This window comes from Pantoea sp. CFCC18179 (assembly GCF_059412405.1).
In genome coordinates this window covers 101,387-118,480 of record NZ_JBNBPM010000009.1, presented here as the reverse complement: position 1 = coordinate 118,480, position 17,094 = coordinate 101,387, and the positions used below count along the sequence as shown (strand labels likewise).

Sequence of the window (17,094 nt, the reverse complement as noted above, 5' to 3'; positions counted from 1 at the left end):
TACGGGGATGATCAGGCTTGATCGGTAGCTAACGCAGACAGTTCGCTGCGCAGTTCGTCGCTGAGTGCCGGATCTTTCAGGATGGCTTCCAGCTCTTTGCGGAAGGTGACGTTATCCAGCAGGTTGGATTTGAGGTCGCGCAGCAGATTGCGCATTGCCAGCATGGCGCGCAGCTGTGGGATTTGACGGGCAACCTGCTCCGGCTCGAAGTCTTTCATGTCGCGGAAGTTAAGCTGCACGTTCTCTTCGCTGCCGTCACCCGCGAGGGTATTTGGCACGGAGAATTTCACTTCCGGCGCGATATCGGCCAGTACGCTGTTAAAGTTGTTCTTGTTGACGTTGATTTTCTCACGCTCGGACAGCGGACGATCTTCCGCGCCGTTGCTGAAATCGCCGGTCACCAGCAATTTGAGAGGCAGTTCGGTTTTCTTAGCCGCGCCGCCGGTATGCAGGTCGAGACGCAAATTTATGCGTGCTTTAGGGATTTCATTTTTATAAGAGTTACTCATGCTTACTCCTTGTAAAAGTGGTGCGGAAAGCACGCGTAGGCACACTTTCCCTGTGTGTTACGGCGCGAATATATAGCGGATATTGAAGGAAGGCAATAAAGGAGAATGAAGTTTGTGATCTGATTTATATAGGAAATTTCTTATAACGCAGAGTAAGTTGTTGATAGTGAAATCCGAAGACAACTAAGATTGCTCCGAAAATTTTATTTAGGGAAGGTTTATTTGCGTCTGCTATAGAAACATTTCCCACCCGAAAGGATTCATAAAAATTAATCATTTTCGTTACGTAATCTTCTTACGTAAATTCTTACTTCATCTGCTGCATCCAGCGAAAAATTCCCTAAACGCGGAATGTGTCGCACAGAACCTCAACGCCGTCGTGGCGGAATACGTGACGCTGGATTTAACTGTAGAAACGAGTCCGCCTGTTCACCGCTGAGAGTGGGAGTTGCTATGACTGCTTCATCCAGTAAAAAAACCCAGATAGGTACACGCGATTTGCATCCCGAAACACAGATGCTTAATTACGGTTACGATCCGCAATTGTCGGAAGGCGCGGTAAAACCGCCGGTGTTTCTGACCTCTACGTTTGTGTTTAACAGCGCCGAAGAGGGACAGGACTTTTTCGACTTTGTTGCCGGACGCAAGCAGCCGCCAGAAGGCAAAAGCGGCGGGCTGGTTTATTCGCGTTTCAATCACCCCAATAGCGAAATCGTTGAGGATCGGCTGGCGGTATATGAGGGTGCGGAAAGCGCCGCGCTGTTCTCATCCGGCATGTCAGCAATTGCCACCACGCTGCTGACGTTTGCACGTCCGGGCGAAGTGATTCTGCACTCCCAACCGTTATACGGCGGCACCGAGACGTTGTTGAGCAAAACGCTGCATGATTTAGAGATCAAAGCCGTGGGATTCAGCGATGGCACCGACGAAGACAAGGTTTACGAAGCGGCAAAACTGGCATGGCAGCGCGGGCGCGTGGCGCTTATTTTGATTGAGACACCGGCTAATCCCACCAACAGTTTGGTGGACATCAAATTGATGCAGCAAGTCGCAGAAGTGATTGCGCAACAGCAAGGTTCGCGCCCGATTCTCGCCTGTGATAACACGCTGCTCGGCCCGCTATTCCAAAAGCCATTGCAGCACGGCGCCGATTTATCACTTTATTCGCTGACCAAGTACGTTGGTGGCCATTCGGATCTGATTGCGGGAGCAGTACTGGGCAGTAAAGCGATGGTCGGCAAAGTGAGATCATTACGTAGCGCCATCGGCACACAACTTGATCCGCACTCCAGTTGGATGATTGGCCGCTCGCTGGAAACGTTGTCGCTGCGCATGGAAAAGGCGGCCAGCAATGCGGAACACGTCGCGGCGTTTTTGCGCGATCATCCACAGGTGGAAAAACTGCATTGGCTGCCGTATTTGGATGGCAAAAGCGCTGCCGGAAAAACCTATCAGCGCCAGTGCAGCGGAGCGGGTTCGACCTTCTCATTTGATATCAAAGGTGGGCAGCCTGCGGCGTTTCGTTTTCTCAACACTTTGGCGCTGTTCAAACTGGCGGTCAGTCTTGGCGGCACCGAATCGCTGGCCAGCCATCCTGCCAGCACCACCCATTCCGGCGTGGCGCAAGAAGTGCGCCAGCGTATTGGTATCAGCGATGCCACCGTACGCTTGTCGATTGGTATCGAACATCCAGACGATTTGATTGAGGATATTCGTTTGGCGTTCGAAGCGGCGCTTAGCTAACGGTAAAGCCCAACATCATGCCGGTATCTTCATGTTCCAGCAGATGGCAATGCGCCATATAGGCGTTGTCCGCGTTAGCGACATAGTTAAAACGCACCAGCACTTCGCTGCGCCAGCCGTTGACGCTGACCATGTCTTTCCAGCCAGCGCGGTGCGGCGCTGGAGGCTTGCCATTTTCTGACAGGATGCGGAATTGTGTGCCATGGATGTGGAACGGATGCAACATCGCATCGCCTTCGCCGGAAATGGTCCACTTTTCGAGCTTGCCCAATTCGGCGTTGAACGCGGGCTTGGTCATATCGAAAGCCTGGCCGTTGATCTTGTTGCCGTTGTGGAAATCGTAGGCGGCGGTTTTGCCGTGACTGCTGTGATCCATCGCCATATTGCCATGATCCATCGGCTTGTCGCTGTTGCTCATGTCCATGTTGCCATGATCCATTTTCATGTCGCCCATGGCTTTATGACCGTAACGATCCATCAATGCCTGCATACCTTGTTGATCGAGTTGCGGATCCATCATCAGTTGCAGCCAACGGCTTTGTAGCCCATCGGTGGACGGGATTGGCGGCAGATCCACCAGCTTGTCCGGCAACGAACCGCTGGCCATCACGCGCAGCGGCAGAATATTGACCAGCGGCAGCGGCTGATCGAACGGCGCTAGCGTCATGCCCATTTGCGTCACCGGCAACGTGATCACATCAAAGGCTTTACCGTCCGAGGTATCGACCAACACTTCAAAACGCTCGCCCGGCAGCAGCGGCAAACTATCGACTTTTACCGGTTCGCCCAGCAAACCACCATCGCTGGCAATCACATACAACGGGCGTTTGTCGCTGGTGGCGATGTGCAGCGAGCGCGCATTACAACCATTCAGCAAACGCAAACGCAGCCAGCCACGCGGCACCGCATGTTGCGGATATTGCACGCCATTGGTCAGCATCATGTCGCCAAACCAGCCGACGGCGGCGCGCATCACATCCAACTGATAATCGATTTGCGTACCGGCTTTATTTAACTGTTTGTCCTGGAAAATCAGCGGCACATCATCTTCGCCCCACTGCATCGGCAGACGTAACTGGCCGGAGGCTTGATCTTCTAACAGCACTAAACCGGCGAGGCCTTGCGCCACTTGATAACCGGTTTTGCCATGTTGATGCGGATGGAACCAGCAGGTCGCCGCCGGTTGATCGGGAGTGAAACTCACCTGACGTGATGCGCCCGGCGCGATAATGCCCTGCGGGCCGCCATCGACATCACCGGGAATTTCTAAGCCGTGCCAATGCAGCGTCGTCGCTTCCGGCAGTTGATTGTGAATATTTACCGTAACAGCTTTTTCACGCTGCAAGCGCAGCGCCGGTCCAAGCAATCCGCCGTTGTAGCCCCAAGTCGGCACCGCTTTGCCATTCCATTGGCTGCTGCCGGTCATGGCGGTGAGCGTGTATTGTCCGCGCGCATCGGGCTCTAAAATAGAGGGAATCGGCAATAAAGGACGTGCGGCGGCCATTAATGAGCGGCTCCACAGCGGCAATGCGCCTGCGGCGCTGAGTGCGGCAGTCAACTTTAGAAAATGACGACGTTGCATATTCTTATCCTTGTCGTGAATAGGGGCACAGCGTAAACCTTTACCCTGCGGGAGGGTCAAGCCCTGAAACAGAATGCGCTGATAAAAACCGGCTCAAAGGCCCAAAAGGGCAAATTTAGCGGAATAGCGGCAATATCTGTGCTAACGTCAATAAATTGTCCCTTGTTGAGAATGATTATGACGAAAAGCATCAAGATCCTGCTGTTGGCGGGACTCCTTGGCTTCTCTTCCACCAGTTTTGCCCTGAGCGAATCCGAAGCAGAAGATCTGGCTGACTTGACCGCCGTGTTCGTTTATCTGAAGAACGATTGTGGTTATCAGGATTTGCCGGATGCGCAGATTCGTAAAGCGCTGGTGTTTTTCGCCCAACAAAATCGTTGGGATTTAAGCAATTACAGCAACTACAACATGAAGTCGCTGGGTGAAGAGAGCTACAAAGATTTAAGCGGCATCGCCATCACCAACGATAAAAAGTGTAAGTCGCTGGCGCGTGATTCGCTCAGTCTGCTCGCTTACGTCAAATAGCCCCGCCTCGCTTTACTGCTGAAGATTTGACCGTGCAACCACGGTCAGTTTTCGCTATCCTTTTTTCCCCTTTTCTTATCGATGTTATTCGAGGAGAGCCGCATCATGGCGCAAAAAGAAATGTGGTGTGAAACGCTGCATGATGGATTTGGACAGTATTTCACCGTCGATAAACAGCTTTACCGTGACAAAACCACCCATCAGGATTTGGTGATTTTTGAGAATGCCGCTTTTGGTCGGGTGATGGCGCTGGATGGCGTGGTGCAAACCACCGAGCGCGATGAATTCATCTATCACGAAATGATGACGCACGTGCCGATTCTGGCGCATGGCGCAGCCAAACGCGTGCTGATTATCGGCGGCGGCGATGGCGCAATGTTGCGTGAAGTGTCGCGCCACAAAACCATCGAGCACATCACCATGGTGGAAATCGATGCAGGCGTGGTGAGCTTCTGCCGCGAGTATTTGCCGAATCACAGCGCTGGCGCGTACGACGATCCGCGTCTCAATCTGGTCATCGACGACGGCGTTAACTTCGTCAATCAAACCACTGAACGCTTCGATGTGATCATCTCCGACTGCACCGATCCGATCGGGCCCGGCGAAAGCCTGTTCACCTCAGAATTCTATGCGGGCTGCAAACAAGCGCTGAATCCCGGCGGCATTTTTGTGGCGCAAAATGGCGTCTGCTTCCTGCAACAAGATGAAGCGATTAATAGCCATCGTAAACTGAGCCACTATTTTGCTGACGTCAGCTTCTATCAGGCGGCGATTCCCACCTATTACGGCGGCATCATGACCTTTGCCTGGGCCAGCGATAACACTGTGTTGCGTCAACTGGATGCAGCCACTTTGCAGTCGCGCTTTGCCGCCGCTGGATTGCGCTGCCGTTACTATAATCCCGCTATCCACACCGGCAGCTTTGCCTTGCCGCAATATCTGCTGGATGCCTTGTCGTTGAAGGAGTGACGAAATTGCAAAAGCTAAAACTACATGGCTTCAACAACCTGACGAAAAGCCTGAGTTTTTGTATTTACGATATTTGCTACGCGAACAGCGAAGCCGAGCGCGATGGCTATATCGCCTATATTGATGAGCAATATAACGCCAATCGCCTGACCGAAATCCTCACTGAAACCTGCTCGATTATTGGCGCGAACGTGCTGAACATCGCGCGTCAGGATTATGAACCACAAGGTGCCAGCGTGACCATTTTGGTCAGCGAGGAGCCGATCAATCCGCAGGATATCGACAAATCCGAACACCCTGGCCCGCTGCCGAATTCGGTGGTGGCGCACCTCGATAAAAGCCACATTTGCGTGCATACCTATCCGGAAAGTCATCCGGAAGGTGGATTATGTACTTTTCGCGCCGATATCGAAGTCTCAACCTGCGGCGTGATTTCACCGCTGAAAGCGCTGAACTATCTCATTCACCAGCTGGAATCGGATATCGTTACCATCGATTATCGCGTGCGCGGTTTTACCCGTGATGTAAATGGCGTGAAGCACTTTATCGATCATGAGATCAATTCAGTGCAGAACTTTATGTCCGAGGATATGAAGGCGATGTACGACATGGTGGATGTAAACGTCTATCAGGAAAATATCTTCCACACCAAGATGTTGCTGAAAGAGTTCGACCTAAAATACTACCTGTTCAACACCAAGCCGGAAGAACTCAGCCCGCAAGAACATAAGCGCATTACCAATTTGCTGTGGAAAGAGATGCGCGAGATTTATTACGGCCGCAATATTCCCGCGACCGGTTTGAAGATGTCGTAATGCTGCGGGCTGTCCCTCACCCCAACCCTCTCCCATAAATGGGAGAGGGAGCAGTCCGAGCGGTTCCTACCTAATCATCAGCTAAGCCGTTAACTCCAGCCCAATACCTCGCTCGCGCAAGTCGCGGCACACCGCTTCATCCAATCGCGCATCGGTCACCACATCGGTCAAACTGTCGATCGGCGCAGCACAATACAACGACCAGGAACCGTATTTGCTGCTGTCAGCCAGCAAAATGCGACGGCGCGCATTCGCCAGCAGATCCATCTTCAATCCGGCTTTATCTTCGGTTGGCGTGGTAATGCCGCGTTCGATACTCCACGAGTTGCAGCTCACAAACGCAATATCCGGGTTGATGCTGCGCAGTAAACGACGTCCATGTTCACCAATGCACGATTGGCTGGAATCGTCGATGCGCCCACCAATGATGGTGGTTTCGATTTGCTTAAACTCGGACAAAAACAGCGCAATGTGCAGGTCGGCGGTGATCACCCGCAGCTTGAGATGGGTTAACTGGCGCGCCAGCTCCAGCATAGTGGTGCCGGCATCCAACACCACTGCATCGCCGGATTGCACATAACTGGCAGCAAACTGGGCAATCGCCTGCTTTTCTGCCAGATTGCGCTGCATCTTCTCCAGCGTCGTCGGCTGCGTGGGGATAAAGCGATTCAGCGTAACGCCGCCATGACTGCGGCTAATCACGCCTTCCTTGTCTAGCTTGATCAGATCGCGGCGGATGGTGGCCGGCGAGGCCGAAATAGCGCTCACCAGTTGTTCAACAGTGACCAAATTATGGCTCTTCAGATAGTCCATAATCTGGTCGAGACGGCTTTGTCCCTTCATATTTCCCTATGCAAGCTGCATCGCGAGTTTAATGGAGATCGCCATGCTCGCAGAGTTCGCTTTTCCTGTCCAGGCGATATCAAACGCGGTGCCGTGGTCCGCTGAAGTACGGATAAATGGCAATCCGGCGGTAATATTCACACCATCATAAAAGCCCAATAATTTCAGCGGGATGTGTCCTTGATCGTGGTACATCGCCACCACCATATCGTACTGCCCTTCCTGGCATTGCAGGAACACGGTATCCGGCGGGCACGGGCCATACACATCAATGCCCTGCTCTTTCATCACCTTGATGGCAGGCGCGACGATTGTAATCTCTTCGTCGCCAAACAAACCGTTTTCACCTGCATGTGGATTGACGCCCGCTACGGCGATACGCGGTTTGTCGAAGCCAACGCGACGCAGGAAGCTATCGGCCATGCCGATCACCGTCTGAATACGATCGCCATTCAGCGTATCAAGGAACTTACGCAGCGCGATGTGCGTGGTGACGTGAATCACTTTCAGCTTATCGGTAAACAGCACCATGGCGTAATTCTTGGTGTTAGTCAGCTGAGCCAGCAGCTCGGTGTGCCCCGGATAAATATGGCCCGCTGAGTGCAGCGCTTCTTTATTCAGTGGCGCGGTCGCTATCGCTTGCACATCGCCCGCCATCGCCAGTTCGGTAGCGCGCTTTACGCAACGCCAGGCGAGATCGCCCGCTTCTTTCTGCACCACGCCCGGCTTCAGCGCGTCGGCATCAGCCAGCGGTTCATCAATCACGTTGATAATGCCCGGCGCAAAGTGGGCATCTTTGACCTGATCCAACACGCGCAATTCGGCTTGCGGCGTGACGTTCAACGCCATCACCCGACGCAGCGTATTCGCGCAGCCGACGACGACAGCAGGCACACCGGCCAACTCGCCTTCAGCCAGCGATTTGATGATGATCTCTGGGCCTATGCCCGCCGGATCGCCCATGGTAATCGCGATAATTTTATTCACTCGACTTCTCCTCAATAAAACGAATGGCTTCTACCAGGGTGTTTTCGTCGCCAAAGCCACCTGCTTTGGTCATCACCGGCAACTGTAATTCACTGTTAAGCAGAACCCCGTGCGGCACGCAGCCAGCCACCAGGCCCTGAATCTGAAATCCGCTGGCACCGAAGGCCTGCGCGATGGCAATCGCCACGTCACCGCCGGAAAGATACAATCCGGCGGGCTGCACCTGCTGGCAAACGCGGCGGGTTAACTGCGCCAGAAACTGGCAAATCTGCTCGCCCAATGCCTGACGTGACACTTGATGCGTGAGGCAAAGCCGATCGATTTCATGGCGCTGATCGGCATGTTGCGTGGTACGCACCACGCAATGTGCGCCATCGTGCAACGCTTGCTGCATCGCCTGTGCCCAATTGTCCTGATGCGGCCAGGCCGGTTCGGCAAACAGCTGGCGGATATCAATATCGATAACGCGGATATCACGCTGGCTGGCGAGACGCGTAATCTGCTGCTGCGCGATGGCGCTCATCGAGCCAACCACCGCCAGCACCGGACGCGCCACCTTGGCTGCTAGTAATTCGCCCAGCGCATCGCTCAAACCGGACGCCCCCGCTAACAGCGGACGGGTTTCCAGCGTGGCGGCAGCGGCCATCACTAAGCCGATGTCGGCGTCATGCTCGGCATCCACCACCAGCAAACCCTGTTTAGTTGCCAGCACCTGCGCCAGTTGCTCACTGCGTACGATGGAGAGATCAAGCGTTTCACCTGGCAACGCGCTCTGCATGTGCAACCGCGTCAGGACATGACTGCTGGTAACCGGCGTTTTCGGATCGCTGGCAAACTCGGTTTCGGTCAGACGCTGCTGATTGATCCACACTTCACCGTTGTGTGTGGTGCGTCCTAACTTGGGTACAGCGGGCAGTACCAAGGCTAAATGCTTGCCGCTGGCCTGCATCGCCGCCTCGATTTCCGCGCCGGGATTACCGCGCAATGTGGAATCGATCTTCTTGAATAACCAACCATCGTTAGCAATCGCCTGATGCTGCTGTACTGCGGCGCGGGTGCGGCGTGCCGCTTCTGCGCTATCAACCGCGCGGCTGTCGGTGCTGATCACCAGTACATCTGCCGCAGTGGCGTCGTGAGGCGTAGCACTATCAAACAGCACATGCACGCGCGCCCCGGCTCGCGCCAGCCCACTGCCCGGGTCATTGGCACCGGTAAAATCATCGGCAATCACCAACACTGGCGTTTTCCATGGCTGTGAAGTCATTCTCTCTCCTCGATCGGCTGTTGCCGCGATGTGATGATTATATTCAATCATGATTGATTATATGTGAGCAAGATCAAATTAATTGAAATCAATTTGTCCTATAAATTTAGCCACTGTAGTGACAGACCTCGCACTGTTTTGAGCAAAATTAATCATTCAGTACGAAAAAACCGCGATAAGGGTAAGAGATGAATATCAATAGCACCGTGATCAGTGGCTTTCAGGCGCTGAATGACCTCAGCTATTTACTGCAAGGCAAAGAAAAAGCGTTGCTGGTAACCGATAAGAATATTGAAGGCATTCCGGCGGTAAAGGCGCTGATTACGCAGTTGCAGCAGCAGATTAGCAGCCTGAGCATCGTCAACACGGTGCCGCCAGAGCCAAGCCAGCACGATGTGGCAGCAATTGTCGCGGCGCTGCCGAGCACCGAGGTGGATTTGGTGATTGGCGTCGGCGGCGGCAGCGTGCTGGATGTCGCCAAGCTGCTCTCTATTCTGTGCGTGAATGGCGCGCCAAGCCTGGATGCGCTGCTGGCCGGTGAGAAGCCGCAAACGCGCACCACCTCGCTGCTGATCCCGACGACTGCAGGTACCGGTTCAGAAGCCACACCGAATGCGATCCTGGCGATCCCTGAGAAAGAGACCAAAGTCGGCATTATTACGCCGGTGATGCTGCCCGATTATGTAGCGCTGATACCGGAGCTGACCACCAGCATGCCACCGCACATCGCCTCTTCAACCGGCATCGATGCGCTGTGCCATTTGATCGAGTGTTTCACTGCCACCGTGTCGAATCCAGTCAGCGACAACTATGCCTTGATCGGTATGAAAAAGCTGTTTGCCAGCCTGGAAAAAACCCTCGCAGAGCCGGGTAATCTTGAGGCGCGCCTGAATATGCTGTGGGCGTCTTATTATGGCGGCGCGTCGATTGCGCATGCCGGTACGCATCTGGTGCACGCCATGTCTTATCCGCTGGGCGGTAAATATCATCTGCCACACGGCGTGGCGAATGCCATTCTGCTGGCACCGTGCATGCGCTTTGTGCGTCCTGCGGCGGTGAGTAAATTCGCTCAGGCTTACGATCTGCTGCCTGATGCCGATACCTCGCTGGATGAAGAAGCGAAATCCCACGCGCTGGTCGAGTATTTCGCCGCGCTGGTACAACGTTTGAAGCTGCCTGCCAGCCTGGAAGAGTTGGGCATCGGCCCGGATCATCTGCCGTATTTGGTGGAAGCCGCGCTCGACGTGCAGCGCCTGATGAAGAATGTGCCGATGAAAGTCAGCGCCAATGACGTGCGCGACGTCTACCTGACGCTGTTTCCGGCTTTGAATCACTAAGGATTATCGAGGACATCATGAGCAAAAAAATTCAGGGCGTATTAACCGCTATCGTCACCACCTTTGATCGCGACGGTGCGTTCAATCCGGTTACACAACGCGAGCAGATTAAGCGTCAGTTGGCGGCGGGCAACGGCATCTTCTGCGGCGGCACCAACGGTGAATTCTTCGTGCTGAACGAGCAGGAGAAACTGGCGGTGACGGAAACCTGCGTCGATGAAGTGAACGGCAGCGCACCGGTGGTGGCGCACATTGGTGAGATTTCCACGCGTGAAACCATTCGCCTGGGTCAGCAAGTGGCGAAACTCGGGGTGGATGCAGTTTCGGTGATCACGCCCTATTTCGTGCCACTCAAGCAGGAAGAGTTGATTGCGCACTATCGCGCGGTGGCCGATGCCATCGACGTACCGCTGTTCCTTTATAACATTCCGGCGCGTACCGGCAACACACTGCAACCGGAAACCGTGCGCACGCTGGCGTCACATCCGAACATCATTGGCATTAAAGACAGCGCGGGTAGCTACGAAAGCCTGAGCGGTTTTCTCAAAGCTGCCGCAGGCATGGAAAACTTCAACGTGCTGACCGGGCCCGATTCGCTGATTCACCAGGGGTTTGTTGAGGGTTGCAGCGCCTGCATTTCCGGTCTCGCCAATGTGGCACCGAAAGAGATCAACGCCATTTGGGCGCATTTCCATGCGGGTGATATTGAAGGATCACGTCAAGCGCAGGAGAACATCACTGGCCTGCGTACCGATCTGTATAGCGTCGGTTTCCCGCCAGCGACGGTGAAGAAAGCCGTTTCACTGCTGGGTTCGGATGTCGGTAACAGCCGTTATGCGGTGAGTTTTACGGCTGAAGAAGAGCAGAAGATCCGCCAGATTGTGAACCAGTATTTGCAGTAATCGGCATGTGCGCTGCCGGTTTGGTCACCATAAATGGCGGCCCTACGGCGTACGAATGCGCACATGAATGCGGGTACGAACGCGCATATGAATGCGGGTACGAACGCGCATATGAATGCGGGTGCGAACGCGCACATGAATGCGGGTGCGAACGCGCATATGAATGCGGTTTTGTAGGGTCGCCATTTATGGTGACCTGGCGTGATGCACGCGCCTATTCATTTGTTCTTATTTCAATATCGGGAAGAATCATGAAAGTCATCTGTACTTCGCCGTCATTCGCCAAATACGACGCGGCACCGGTCAATGTGCTGCAACAGCACGGTTTTGAACTGATTACGCTACCGGCCGATGCGCCGCTCAGCGCGCTGGAACCGCATCTGGCTGAAACCGTGGCAATGATCGTCGCCTTCACCGACGTCAATGAAGAACTGCTGAACAAAGCGCCGCAGTTAAAAATCGTCTGTAAGCATGGCGTGGGCGTCGACAACATCAATTTGGATGCCACACGTGCGCGCGGCATTTATGTCACCAACGTGCCGGATGCCAATAAACATGCGGTGGCGGATTTCGCTTTCGCCTTAATCCTCAATAGCGCGCGCCAAATCACTCAGGCCGCCATTGAAACCCGCGCCGGTAACTGGCCGCGTATTTTTGCCACCGATGTGTACGGCAAAACACTGGGCATCATCGGCTTGGGTAACATCGGCAAGCAAGTGGCGTTGCGCGCTAAAGGCTTCAACATGCGCGTCATCGCCTTTGATTTCTATCCCGATGAAGCCTTTGCCGCCGAACACGGCATTGAGTTTGTCACGCTGGATCAACTGACTGAAAGCAGTGACTTCATTACCTTGCATAAACCGCTGACGGATAAAACCCGCAATCTGTTTGATGCTGCGCGTATCAAACAGATGAAAAAAAGCGCCTTCCTGATCAACGCCTCACGCGGCGGCGTCGTCAACGAACAGGATCTGTATCAGGCGCTGCTGGATAACGTGATTGCCGGTGCTGCTGCCGATGTGTTTGAGCAAGAACCACTGAATGAACATCCGCTGTTCACGCTGAGCAACTTTATTCCTACTTCGCATATCGCTGGGTATACCGACGGCGCAATCAGCGCCATTGGCGAACGTTGCGTGACGCAAATTGTGCAGTGCATCAAGCAGAGCCAACGCCCGGTTAACGTCATGAACGGGCTGGAATAACCTGCCATCCCTACAAAATAGAAAGGTGAAAATAAAATTATGCAGAACACCTTACGCTCTACCCGTATCCGTTGGTGGATTGCTGGCCTGATGTGGCTGGCGATCGCCATTAACTACATTGACCGTACCGTGCTGTCGGCGGCGGCACCGCATTTGATCAAAGAACTCGATATCAATCCGGAAATGATGGGCTTCATCATGGCGGCGTTCTTCTGGTCCTACGCGCTGTTGCAGATTCCCGCGGGCTGGTTTGCCGATCGCTTCGGCCAGAAAAAAGGCCTTGGGATTGCGGTCGGTTGGTGGTCCATCGCGACGATGGCGATGGGATTGGCGACCGGCTTTAAATCGCTGTTGGCGCTGCGTCTAGCGCTGGGCGTCGGCGAAGCGGCAGCTTATCCGAGCAACGCCGGTATCACTGCGCGCTGGTTCCCGGACCGCGAACGCGCCACGGTTTCTGGCCTGTTTGATAGCGCCTCCAAATTCGGCGGTGCGGTCGCCATGCCGCTGATCGTGTTTATGATCGCCATGTTTGACTGGCGTCTGACGTTCCTCGCGATCGGTGCGCTAGGCCTGTTTTGGGTGATTGCCTGGTACTTTATCTACGCGGAAAACCCAGAAGATCATAAATCGATCAGTACCGATGAAGTGCGCTTTATCCGTGACGGTCAGGCGCAGAAACACGGCGATAAAAGCGTGCGTCCGATGAAATGGTACAAGCTGCTGCGCTATCGCAACATCTGGGCGATGTGCATCGGTTTCTTCACCATCAACTACACCTCTTACTTCTTTATCACCTGGCTGCCGACCTATCTGGTGAAAGATAAAGGCATGGATTTCCTGAAAATGGGCATGGTGGCCGCGCTACCGCTGATTTGTGGCATGGTGATTGAAGTGCTGGCCGGTTGGGCCTCGGATCGTATGGTGCATAACAAAGTGCTGTCGCTGACCGCCACGCGCAAACTGTTCCTGACTATCGGCCTGCTGATGGCGTTGTGTATCGGCTTTGCACCGTTCACCGATTCGGTGTTCATGACCGTGCTGCTGCTGTGTATCGCCAAATCCGGTACCACCGTTGCAGCATCGCAAGTGTGGGCGCTGCCGGGCGATGTGGCACCGCAAAACAGCGTGTCAATTGTCGCTGGCCTGCAAAATACCGTGTCGAATATGGGGGGCGCAGTCGGTCCCATCATTACCGGCGCGATTGTCGGTGCCACTGGCCACTTTACCTGGGCGCTGGTGTTCTCGGCCGTATTGGTGGTGATTGGTATCCTTAACTATCTGTTCCTGATGGGGAAAGTAGAACCCATCGTCGATGAGGAACAGATGCAGCATACGCATTCCGTTGTAAGTCGCGCGTAAGCGTGAAACCCCGCCGCATCATTCCGATGCGGCGTTTCCCCTACAAAACATAAAAAACAATTGGAGGCGATGATGTCGCTGAATTCCAATGGATCACCTGCTGCAATTTCGGCAAGTAAAGCGAAAGGGAAATTTCGTTTCGTCATTCTAACGGTGCTGTCAGTCGGCATCGCCATCAACTACATCGATCGCGCGGCCATGAGTGTGGCGATGCCGTTTATGAGCCAGGAACTGCACTTCTCGCCCACCGACAGCGGCTTGCTGCTCTCGGCGTTCTTCTGGAGCTATGTACTGTTTCAGCTGCCCGGCGGCTGGTTGGTGGATAAGCTCGGCCCGCGCATCACTTTTGCGCTCAGCAGCCTTGGCTGGGGTTTAGCCACCGCAGCGTGCGGCCTTGCCAGCTCGATTGCCGCGCTGGTGGGCTTCCGCTTTGTGCTGGGCGCCGTAGAGGCGCCAAGCTATCCTGCCAGTTCCTCCACCGTAACGCGTTGGTTTCCGCGTCAGGAACGCAGCTTCGCCGCCGCGACCTTTAATAACGGCAGCAAAATCGGCGGCACGTTGGCGATCCCGATCATTTCTTTCTTGATTGCCTTAGTCGGCTGGCGCATGACTTTCGTGCTCTCCGGCGTGGTTGCGATGGTGTGGGCGCTGGCTTGGTATCTGTGGTATCGCGATCCGCGTGAGCACAAATCCGTAACGCAGGAAGAAATCGAATTTATCGAAGCTAATCAGGATCCGCAAACGGGCGAGCCGATGAGTGTGCGCCAGCTGCTGGGGCAACGTACTGTGCAGGCGATGATGGCCGGTTTCTTCTGCATCAACTTCGTTTCCTACTTCTTCTTCACCTGGTTCCCGACCTATTTGGTGGAAACGTTTCATCTCTCGCTGATGAAATTCGGCCTACTCGGCATGCTGCCGGGCATTGCGGCGATTGTTGGCGGCTGGTGTGGCGGATTGTTATCGGATTTCTTGGTGCGCCGCGGTTATTCGTTGAGCGTGGCACGTAAGATTCCGCTGGTTGGCGGCATGCTGGGTAGCGCGACCATTGGTTTAGCCGCCTTTTCACCGACCGTTGGGCTGGCATTAACCGCGCTGTGTTTTGCCAACTTCGCTGCTACCTTTGCTTCGGCAGCATTGTGGGCGCTGCCTTCCGATGTGGCACCGAATCGTGCCAACGTCGCCACCATCGGTGGTATTCAGAACATGGCGGCGAATCTCGCCGGTATCATTTCGCCGATTTTGATTGGCGTGTTGATGCAATTCACCCATTCGTTCGTGATTCCGCTGGAAATCGCGGGTGTGATTGGCGTGGTCGGCGCACTGATTTACGCCTTCTGGTTGCCACGCGTGCAGCCGATGGGCGCAGAGAGTAACGCGGCGCTGGAAGGCACCTTAAGGAGAGAAGTATGAATACGCGCTGGAAAAAGCGGCCAGAGCAATCGACGTGGGGCGATTTCGGCCCGGACGATCAGTTAGGTCGGCTCAATCTGCTTACCGCCGCTAAAGTGCTGGAAGGCATCAAGGAAGTGCAAACTGGCGAAACCTTTTGCCTGAGTTTGCCGCTGGATTTGCCGGGCGGCACGGCGATGAATCCTCGTCGCCCGCCGCCACAGTTGAATGCCACGCGGCGCGGCGAGCACGCCAATATGACCTATCCGCTGTCGCGCGATAATCCCCTTTTGACGGATGTGATTTGCGACGATAGCGTCACGCTGGCGCTGCAATATTCGACGCAGTGGGACAGTTTGGCGCATATGGGGCAATGGTTTGACGTCAATGATAACGGCGAGCCGGAAATGGTGTTTTATAACGGCTACAAAGCCAATGTGGATATCGTCGGCGAAACCGATTATCGCGGCGGCTGTGGCTGCGATCACGGCACACATCTCGGCGCGAAAGCATTGGGCATTGAGCATATGGCGGCGCACGGCATGCAGGGCCGCGCGGTGATGATTGATATCAAACGCCACTTTGGCAGCGAGCGCTTTGCTTTTGGCTACCAGCATCTGCAACAGATTTTGCGCGCCGATAACATTGAGGTGCGACCAGGCGATTTCGTCTGCTTCCGCACCGGCATGGATGAAGCGATTCTGGCGATGAATGGCGAGCCGGATATGACCTTTTTGAACAGCCATTTTGCTGGTCTGGATGGCAGCGATCGCCAATTGCGCGACTGGATAGTCGAAAGCGGCGTGGTGGCGTTACTGGCCGATAATCCGGCGGTGGAGATGTTACCAGCGCGTCCGCTTAACGATGATTTTTATCCGTCGCATCCGTTGCATGATTTGTGTTTGTTTAGGTTGGGCGTGTATTTGGGTGAGCTGATGTTGCTGAGTCCGCTGGCGGATTGGCTGGCGCAGCATCAGCGCCATGCTTTCCTGCTGACCGCGCCACCATTGCGTTTGCCGGGTGCGGTAGGATCACCGACCACGCCGGTGGCGACAGTTTAGTCAATGTGCGGAAATTAACCAGGTCACCATAAATGGCGACCTTACGAAAAGCATGCCAATCCGTTGTAGGGTCGCCATTTATGGTGACCTCACAGCGCAAGTAACGTTATTTCCCAGCGAGGAATTGGCGATAGGCGGCAATCACCGCGAGAAAATCGTCGACGCCACAAAACGACAGGCTCTCTTCATCGTAGTAAGTCATGCCTTCTTCGATGCCGTCATCCTCCAACGCCAGCTGATTGGCGCGGATCATTACCTCTTCCTCATCCATCCACAGCGTGTATTCATGTCCAACACGCTGCCACTGATTAATGGTGCCTTTCACCTGCTGCGCGGCGGCTTCCACTTCATCCAGCAGGGCCAGATTATCGGCCACTTCTTCGTTGAACCAGTGCCCCACCGCTTCGTGGTCCATCGACATACGCACTTTGACCTGACCGGTCAAATCACGCAAAAATTCATACTCCATGAGTTTGCCTCTTACTGATAACGCGCCGTTTGGCAGCGTCTTCGTGCATTTTGTGCGCTGCACGCTGATTAAAGTGGGATCGCGCTCGCATTATGCCTGGAGATGCGTGCTGAAAAAAGCGCATAAAAAAAGGGA

Annotated in this window: 17 protein-coding genes; 10 read left to right on the top strand and 7 right to left on the bottom strand. The window is 54.4% G+C overall.

Going from position 1 to position 17,094, the window contains the following annotated elements:
* Positions 1-11 precede the first annotated feature (11 nt).
* Entirely contained in the window at positions 12-509 is a 498-nt protein-coding gene (tssB, locus tag ACPUC7_RS17275) for a type VI secretion system contractile sheath small subunit (RefSeq protein WP_494923829.1), read from the bottom strand.
* A gap of 453 nt (positions 510-962) precedes the next feature.
* Between tssB and ACPUC7_RS17270 the strand changes: the two genes are divergently transcribed.
* Positions 963-2,252, top strand: coding sequence for a cystathionine gamma-synthase family protein (locus ACPUC7_RS17270; protein ID WP_494923828.1), 1,290 nt, complete (start codon positions 963-965; stop codon positions 2,250-2,252).
* On the opposite strand, the gene cueO is transcribed toward ACPUC7_RS17270, so the two are convergent.
* Positions 2,245-3,834: a multicopper oxidase CueO gene (cueO, locus tag ACPUC7_RS17265; RefSeq protein WP_494923827.1), complete on the bottom strand. Its 1,590-nt coding sequence runs from the start codon at positions 3,832-3,834 to the stop codon at positions 2,245-2,247. The two genes, ACPUC7_RS17270 and cueO, sit on opposite strands and share 8 nt — an antisense overlap.
* A 177-nt stretch (positions 3,835-4,011) precedes the next feature.
* Between cueO and ACPUC7_RS17260 the strand changes: the two genes are divergently transcribed.
* From ACPUC7_RS17260 to speD, 3 genes are all read left to right on the top strand, one after another.
* The gene (locus ACPUC7_RS17260) at positions 4,012-4,359 is read left to right on the top strand and encodes a YacC family pilotin-like protein (protein WP_007888732.1); all 348 of its coding nucleotides are present in this window, start codon (positions 4,012-4,014) and stop codon (positions 4,357-4,359) included.
* A 105-nt stretch (positions 4,360-4,464) separates the two neighbouring features.
* Entirely contained in the window at positions 4,465-5,328 is an 864-nt protein-coding gene (gene speE, locus ACPUC7_RS17255) for a polyamine aminopropyltransferase (RefSeq protein ID WP_494923826.1), read from the top strand.
* A gap of 5 nt (positions 5,329-5,333) precedes the next feature.
* Positions 5,334-6,143: an adenosylmethionine decarboxylase gene (gene speD, locus ACPUC7_RS17250; protein ID WP_343553230.1), complete on the top strand. Its 810-nt coding sequence runs from the start codon at positions 5,334-5,336 to the stop codon at positions 6,141-6,143.
* 81 nt (positions 6,144-6,224) lie between these two features.
* On the opposite strand, the gene ACPUC7_RS17245 is transcribed toward speD, so the two are convergent.
* From ACPUC7_RS17245 to dtnK, 3 genes are read right to left on the bottom strand one after another with little or no spacing between them, the layout of a single operon-like run.
* The gene (locus ACPUC7_RS17245) at positions 6,225-6,986 is read right to left on the bottom strand and encodes a DeoR/GlpR family DNA-binding transcription regulator (protein WP_343553228.1); all 762 of its coding nucleotides are present in this window, start codon (positions 6,984-6,986) and stop codon (positions 6,225-6,227) included.
* A gap of 6 nt (positions 6,987-6,992) precedes the next feature.
* Positions 6,993-7,973: a D-threonate 4-phosphate dehydrogenase gene (locus ACPUC7_RS17240; protein WP_494923825.1), complete on the bottom strand. Its 981-nt coding sequence runs from the start codon at positions 7,971-7,973 to the stop codon at positions 6,993-6,995.
* Positions 7,966-9,237 carry a D-threonate kinase gene (gene dtnK, locus ACPUC7_RS17235; protein WP_494923824.1) on the bottom strand — a complete coding sequence of 424 codons (1,272 nt, stop codon included), beginning with the start codon at positions 9,235-9,237 and terminating at the stop codon, positions 7,966-7,968. Before dtnK ends, ACPUC7_RS17240 begins: the two co-directional genes overlap by 8 nt.
* A gap of 188 nt (positions 9,238-9,425) precedes the next feature.
* Here dtnK and ACPUC7_RS17230 point away from each other — a divergent pair, with 188 nt between their 5' ends.
* Positions 9,426-10,574: an iron-containing alcohol dehydrogenase gene (locus tag ACPUC7_RS17230; RefSeq protein WP_494923823.1), complete on the top strand. Its 1,149-nt coding sequence runs from the start codon at positions 9,426-9,428 to the stop codon at positions 10,572-10,574.
* A gap of 17 nt (positions 10,575-10,591) precedes the next feature.
* Positions 10,592-11,476: a dihydrodipicolinate synthase family protein gene (locus tag ACPUC7_RS17225; RefSeq protein WP_494923822.1), complete on the top strand. Its 885-nt coding sequence runs from the start codon at positions 10,592-10,594 to the stop codon at positions 11,474-11,476.
* A gap of 42 nt (positions 11,477-11,518) precedes the next feature.
* Here the strand turns inward: ACPUC7_RS17225 and ACPUC7_RS17220 are convergent, their stop codons facing one another.
* The gene (locus ACPUC7_RS17220; RefSeq protein ID WP_494923821.1) at positions 11,519-11,662 is read right to left on the bottom strand and encodes a hypothetical protein; all 144 of its coding nucleotides are present in this window, start codon (positions 11,660-11,662) and stop codon (positions 11,519-11,521) included.
* Positions 11,663-11,727: 65 nt separating this feature from the next.
* Between ACPUC7_RS17220 and ACPUC7_RS17215 the strand changes: the two genes are divergently transcribed.
* The 4 genes from ACPUC7_RS17215 (at position 11,728) to ACPUC7_RS17200 (ending at position 16,490) form a co-directional block, all read left to right on the top strand.
* Positions 11,728-12,681 carry a phosphoglycerate dehydrogenase gene (locus ACPUC7_RS17215; RefSeq protein WP_494923820.1) on the top strand — a complete coding sequence of 318 codons (954 nt, stop codon included), beginning with the start codon at positions 11,728-11,730 and terminating at the stop codon, positions 12,679-12,681.
* Positions 12,682-12,720: 39 nt separating this feature from the next.
* Positions 12,721-14,040 (top strand): MFS transporter, encoded by a 1,320-nt coding sequence (locus ACPUC7_RS17210; RefSeq protein ID WP_343553222.1) that lies wholly within the window; start codon positions 12,721-12,723, stop codon positions 14,038-14,040.
* Between the two features lie 72 nt (positions 14,041-14,112).
* On the top strand, positions 14,113-15,450 hold the full coding sequence (locus tag ACPUC7_RS17205; protein WP_494923887.1) for an MFS transporter: 1,338 nt from the start codon (positions 14,113-14,115) through the stop codon (positions 15,448-15,450).
* Positions 15,447-16,490, top strand: coding sequence for a cyclase family protein (locus ACPUC7_RS17200; protein WP_494923819.1), 1,044 nt, complete (start codon positions 15,447-15,449; stop codon positions 16,488-16,490). Before ACPUC7_RS17205 ends, ACPUC7_RS17200 begins: the two co-directional genes overlap by 4 nt.
* Positions 16,491-16,596: 106 nt before the next feature.
* Here ACPUC7_RS17200 and yacL read toward each other — a convergent pair whose 3' ends face one another.
* Positions 16,597-16,959, bottom strand: a complete 363-nt coding sequence (yacL, locus tag ACPUC7_RS17195; protein ID WP_343553219.1) for a protein YacL — start codon at positions 16,957-16,959, stop codon at positions 16,597-16,599.
* Between the last annotated feature and the right edge of the window lie 135 nt (positions 16,960-17,094).

What these genes read in the sequence shown, in the direction of transcription:
- tssB (WP_494923829.1), bottom strand. Translation starts at nt 509, where the DNA reads ATGAGTAACTCTTATAAAAATGAAATCCCTAAAGCACGCATAAATTTG.
- ACPUC7_RS17270 (WP_494923828.1), top strand. Translation starts at nt 963, where the DNA reads ATGACTGCTTCATCCAGTAAAAAAACCCAGATAGGTACACGCGATTTG.
- cueO (WP_494923827.1), bottom strand. Translation starts at nt 3,834, where the DNA reads ATGCAACGTCGTCATTTTCTAAAGTTGACTGCCGCACTCAGCGCCGCA.
- ACPUC7_RS17260 (WP_007888732.1), top strand. Translation starts at nt 4,012, where the DNA reads ATGACGAAAAGCATCAAGATCCTGCTGTTGGCGGGACTCCTTGGCTTC.
- speE (WP_494923826.1), top strand. Translation starts at nt 4,465, where the DNA reads ATGGCGCAAAAAGAAATGTGGTGTGAAACGCTGCATGATGGATTTGGA.
- ACPUC7_RS17245 (WP_343553228.1), bottom strand. Translation starts at nt 6,986, where the DNA reads ATGAAGGGACAAAGCCGTCTCGACCAGATTATGGACTATCTGAAGAGC.
- dtnK (WP_494923824.1), bottom strand. Translation starts at nt 9,237, where the DNA reads ATGACTTCACAGCCATGGAAAACGCCAGTGTTGGTGATTGCCGATGAT.
- ACPUC7_RS17230 (WP_494923823.1), top strand. Translation starts at nt 9,426, where the DNA reads ATGAATATCAATAGCACCGTGATCAGTGGCTTTCAGGCGCTGAATGAC.
- ACPUC7_RS17225 (WP_494923822.1), top strand. Translation starts at nt 10,592, where the DNA reads ATGAGCAAAAAAATTCAGGGCGTATTAACCGCTATCGTCACCACCTTT.
- ACPUC7_RS17220 (WP_494923821.1), bottom strand. Translation starts at nt 11,662, where the DNA reads ATGGCGACCCTACAAAACCGCATTCATATGCGCGTTCGCACCCGCATT.
- ACPUC7_RS17215 (WP_494923820.1), top strand. Translation starts at nt 11,728, where the DNA reads ATGAAAGTCATCTGTACTTCGCCGTCATTCGCCAAATACGACGCGGCA.
- ACPUC7_RS17210 (WP_343553222.1), top strand. Translation starts at nt 12,721, where the DNA reads ATGCAGAACACCTTACGCTCTACCCGTATCCGTTGGTGGATTGCTGGC.
- ACPUC7_RS17205 (WP_494923887.1), top strand. Translation starts at nt 14,113, where the DNA reads ATGTCGCTGAATTCCAATGGATCACCTGCTGCAATTTCGGCAAGTAAA.
- ACPUC7_RS17200 (WP_494923819.1), top strand. Translation starts at nt 15,447, where the DNA reads ATGAATACGCGCTGGAAAAAGCGGCCAGAGCAATCGACGTGGGGCGAT.
- yacL (WP_343553219.1), bottom strand. Translation starts at nt 16,959, where the DNA reads ATGGAGTATGAATTTTTGCGTGATTTGACCGGTCAGGTCAAAGTGCGT.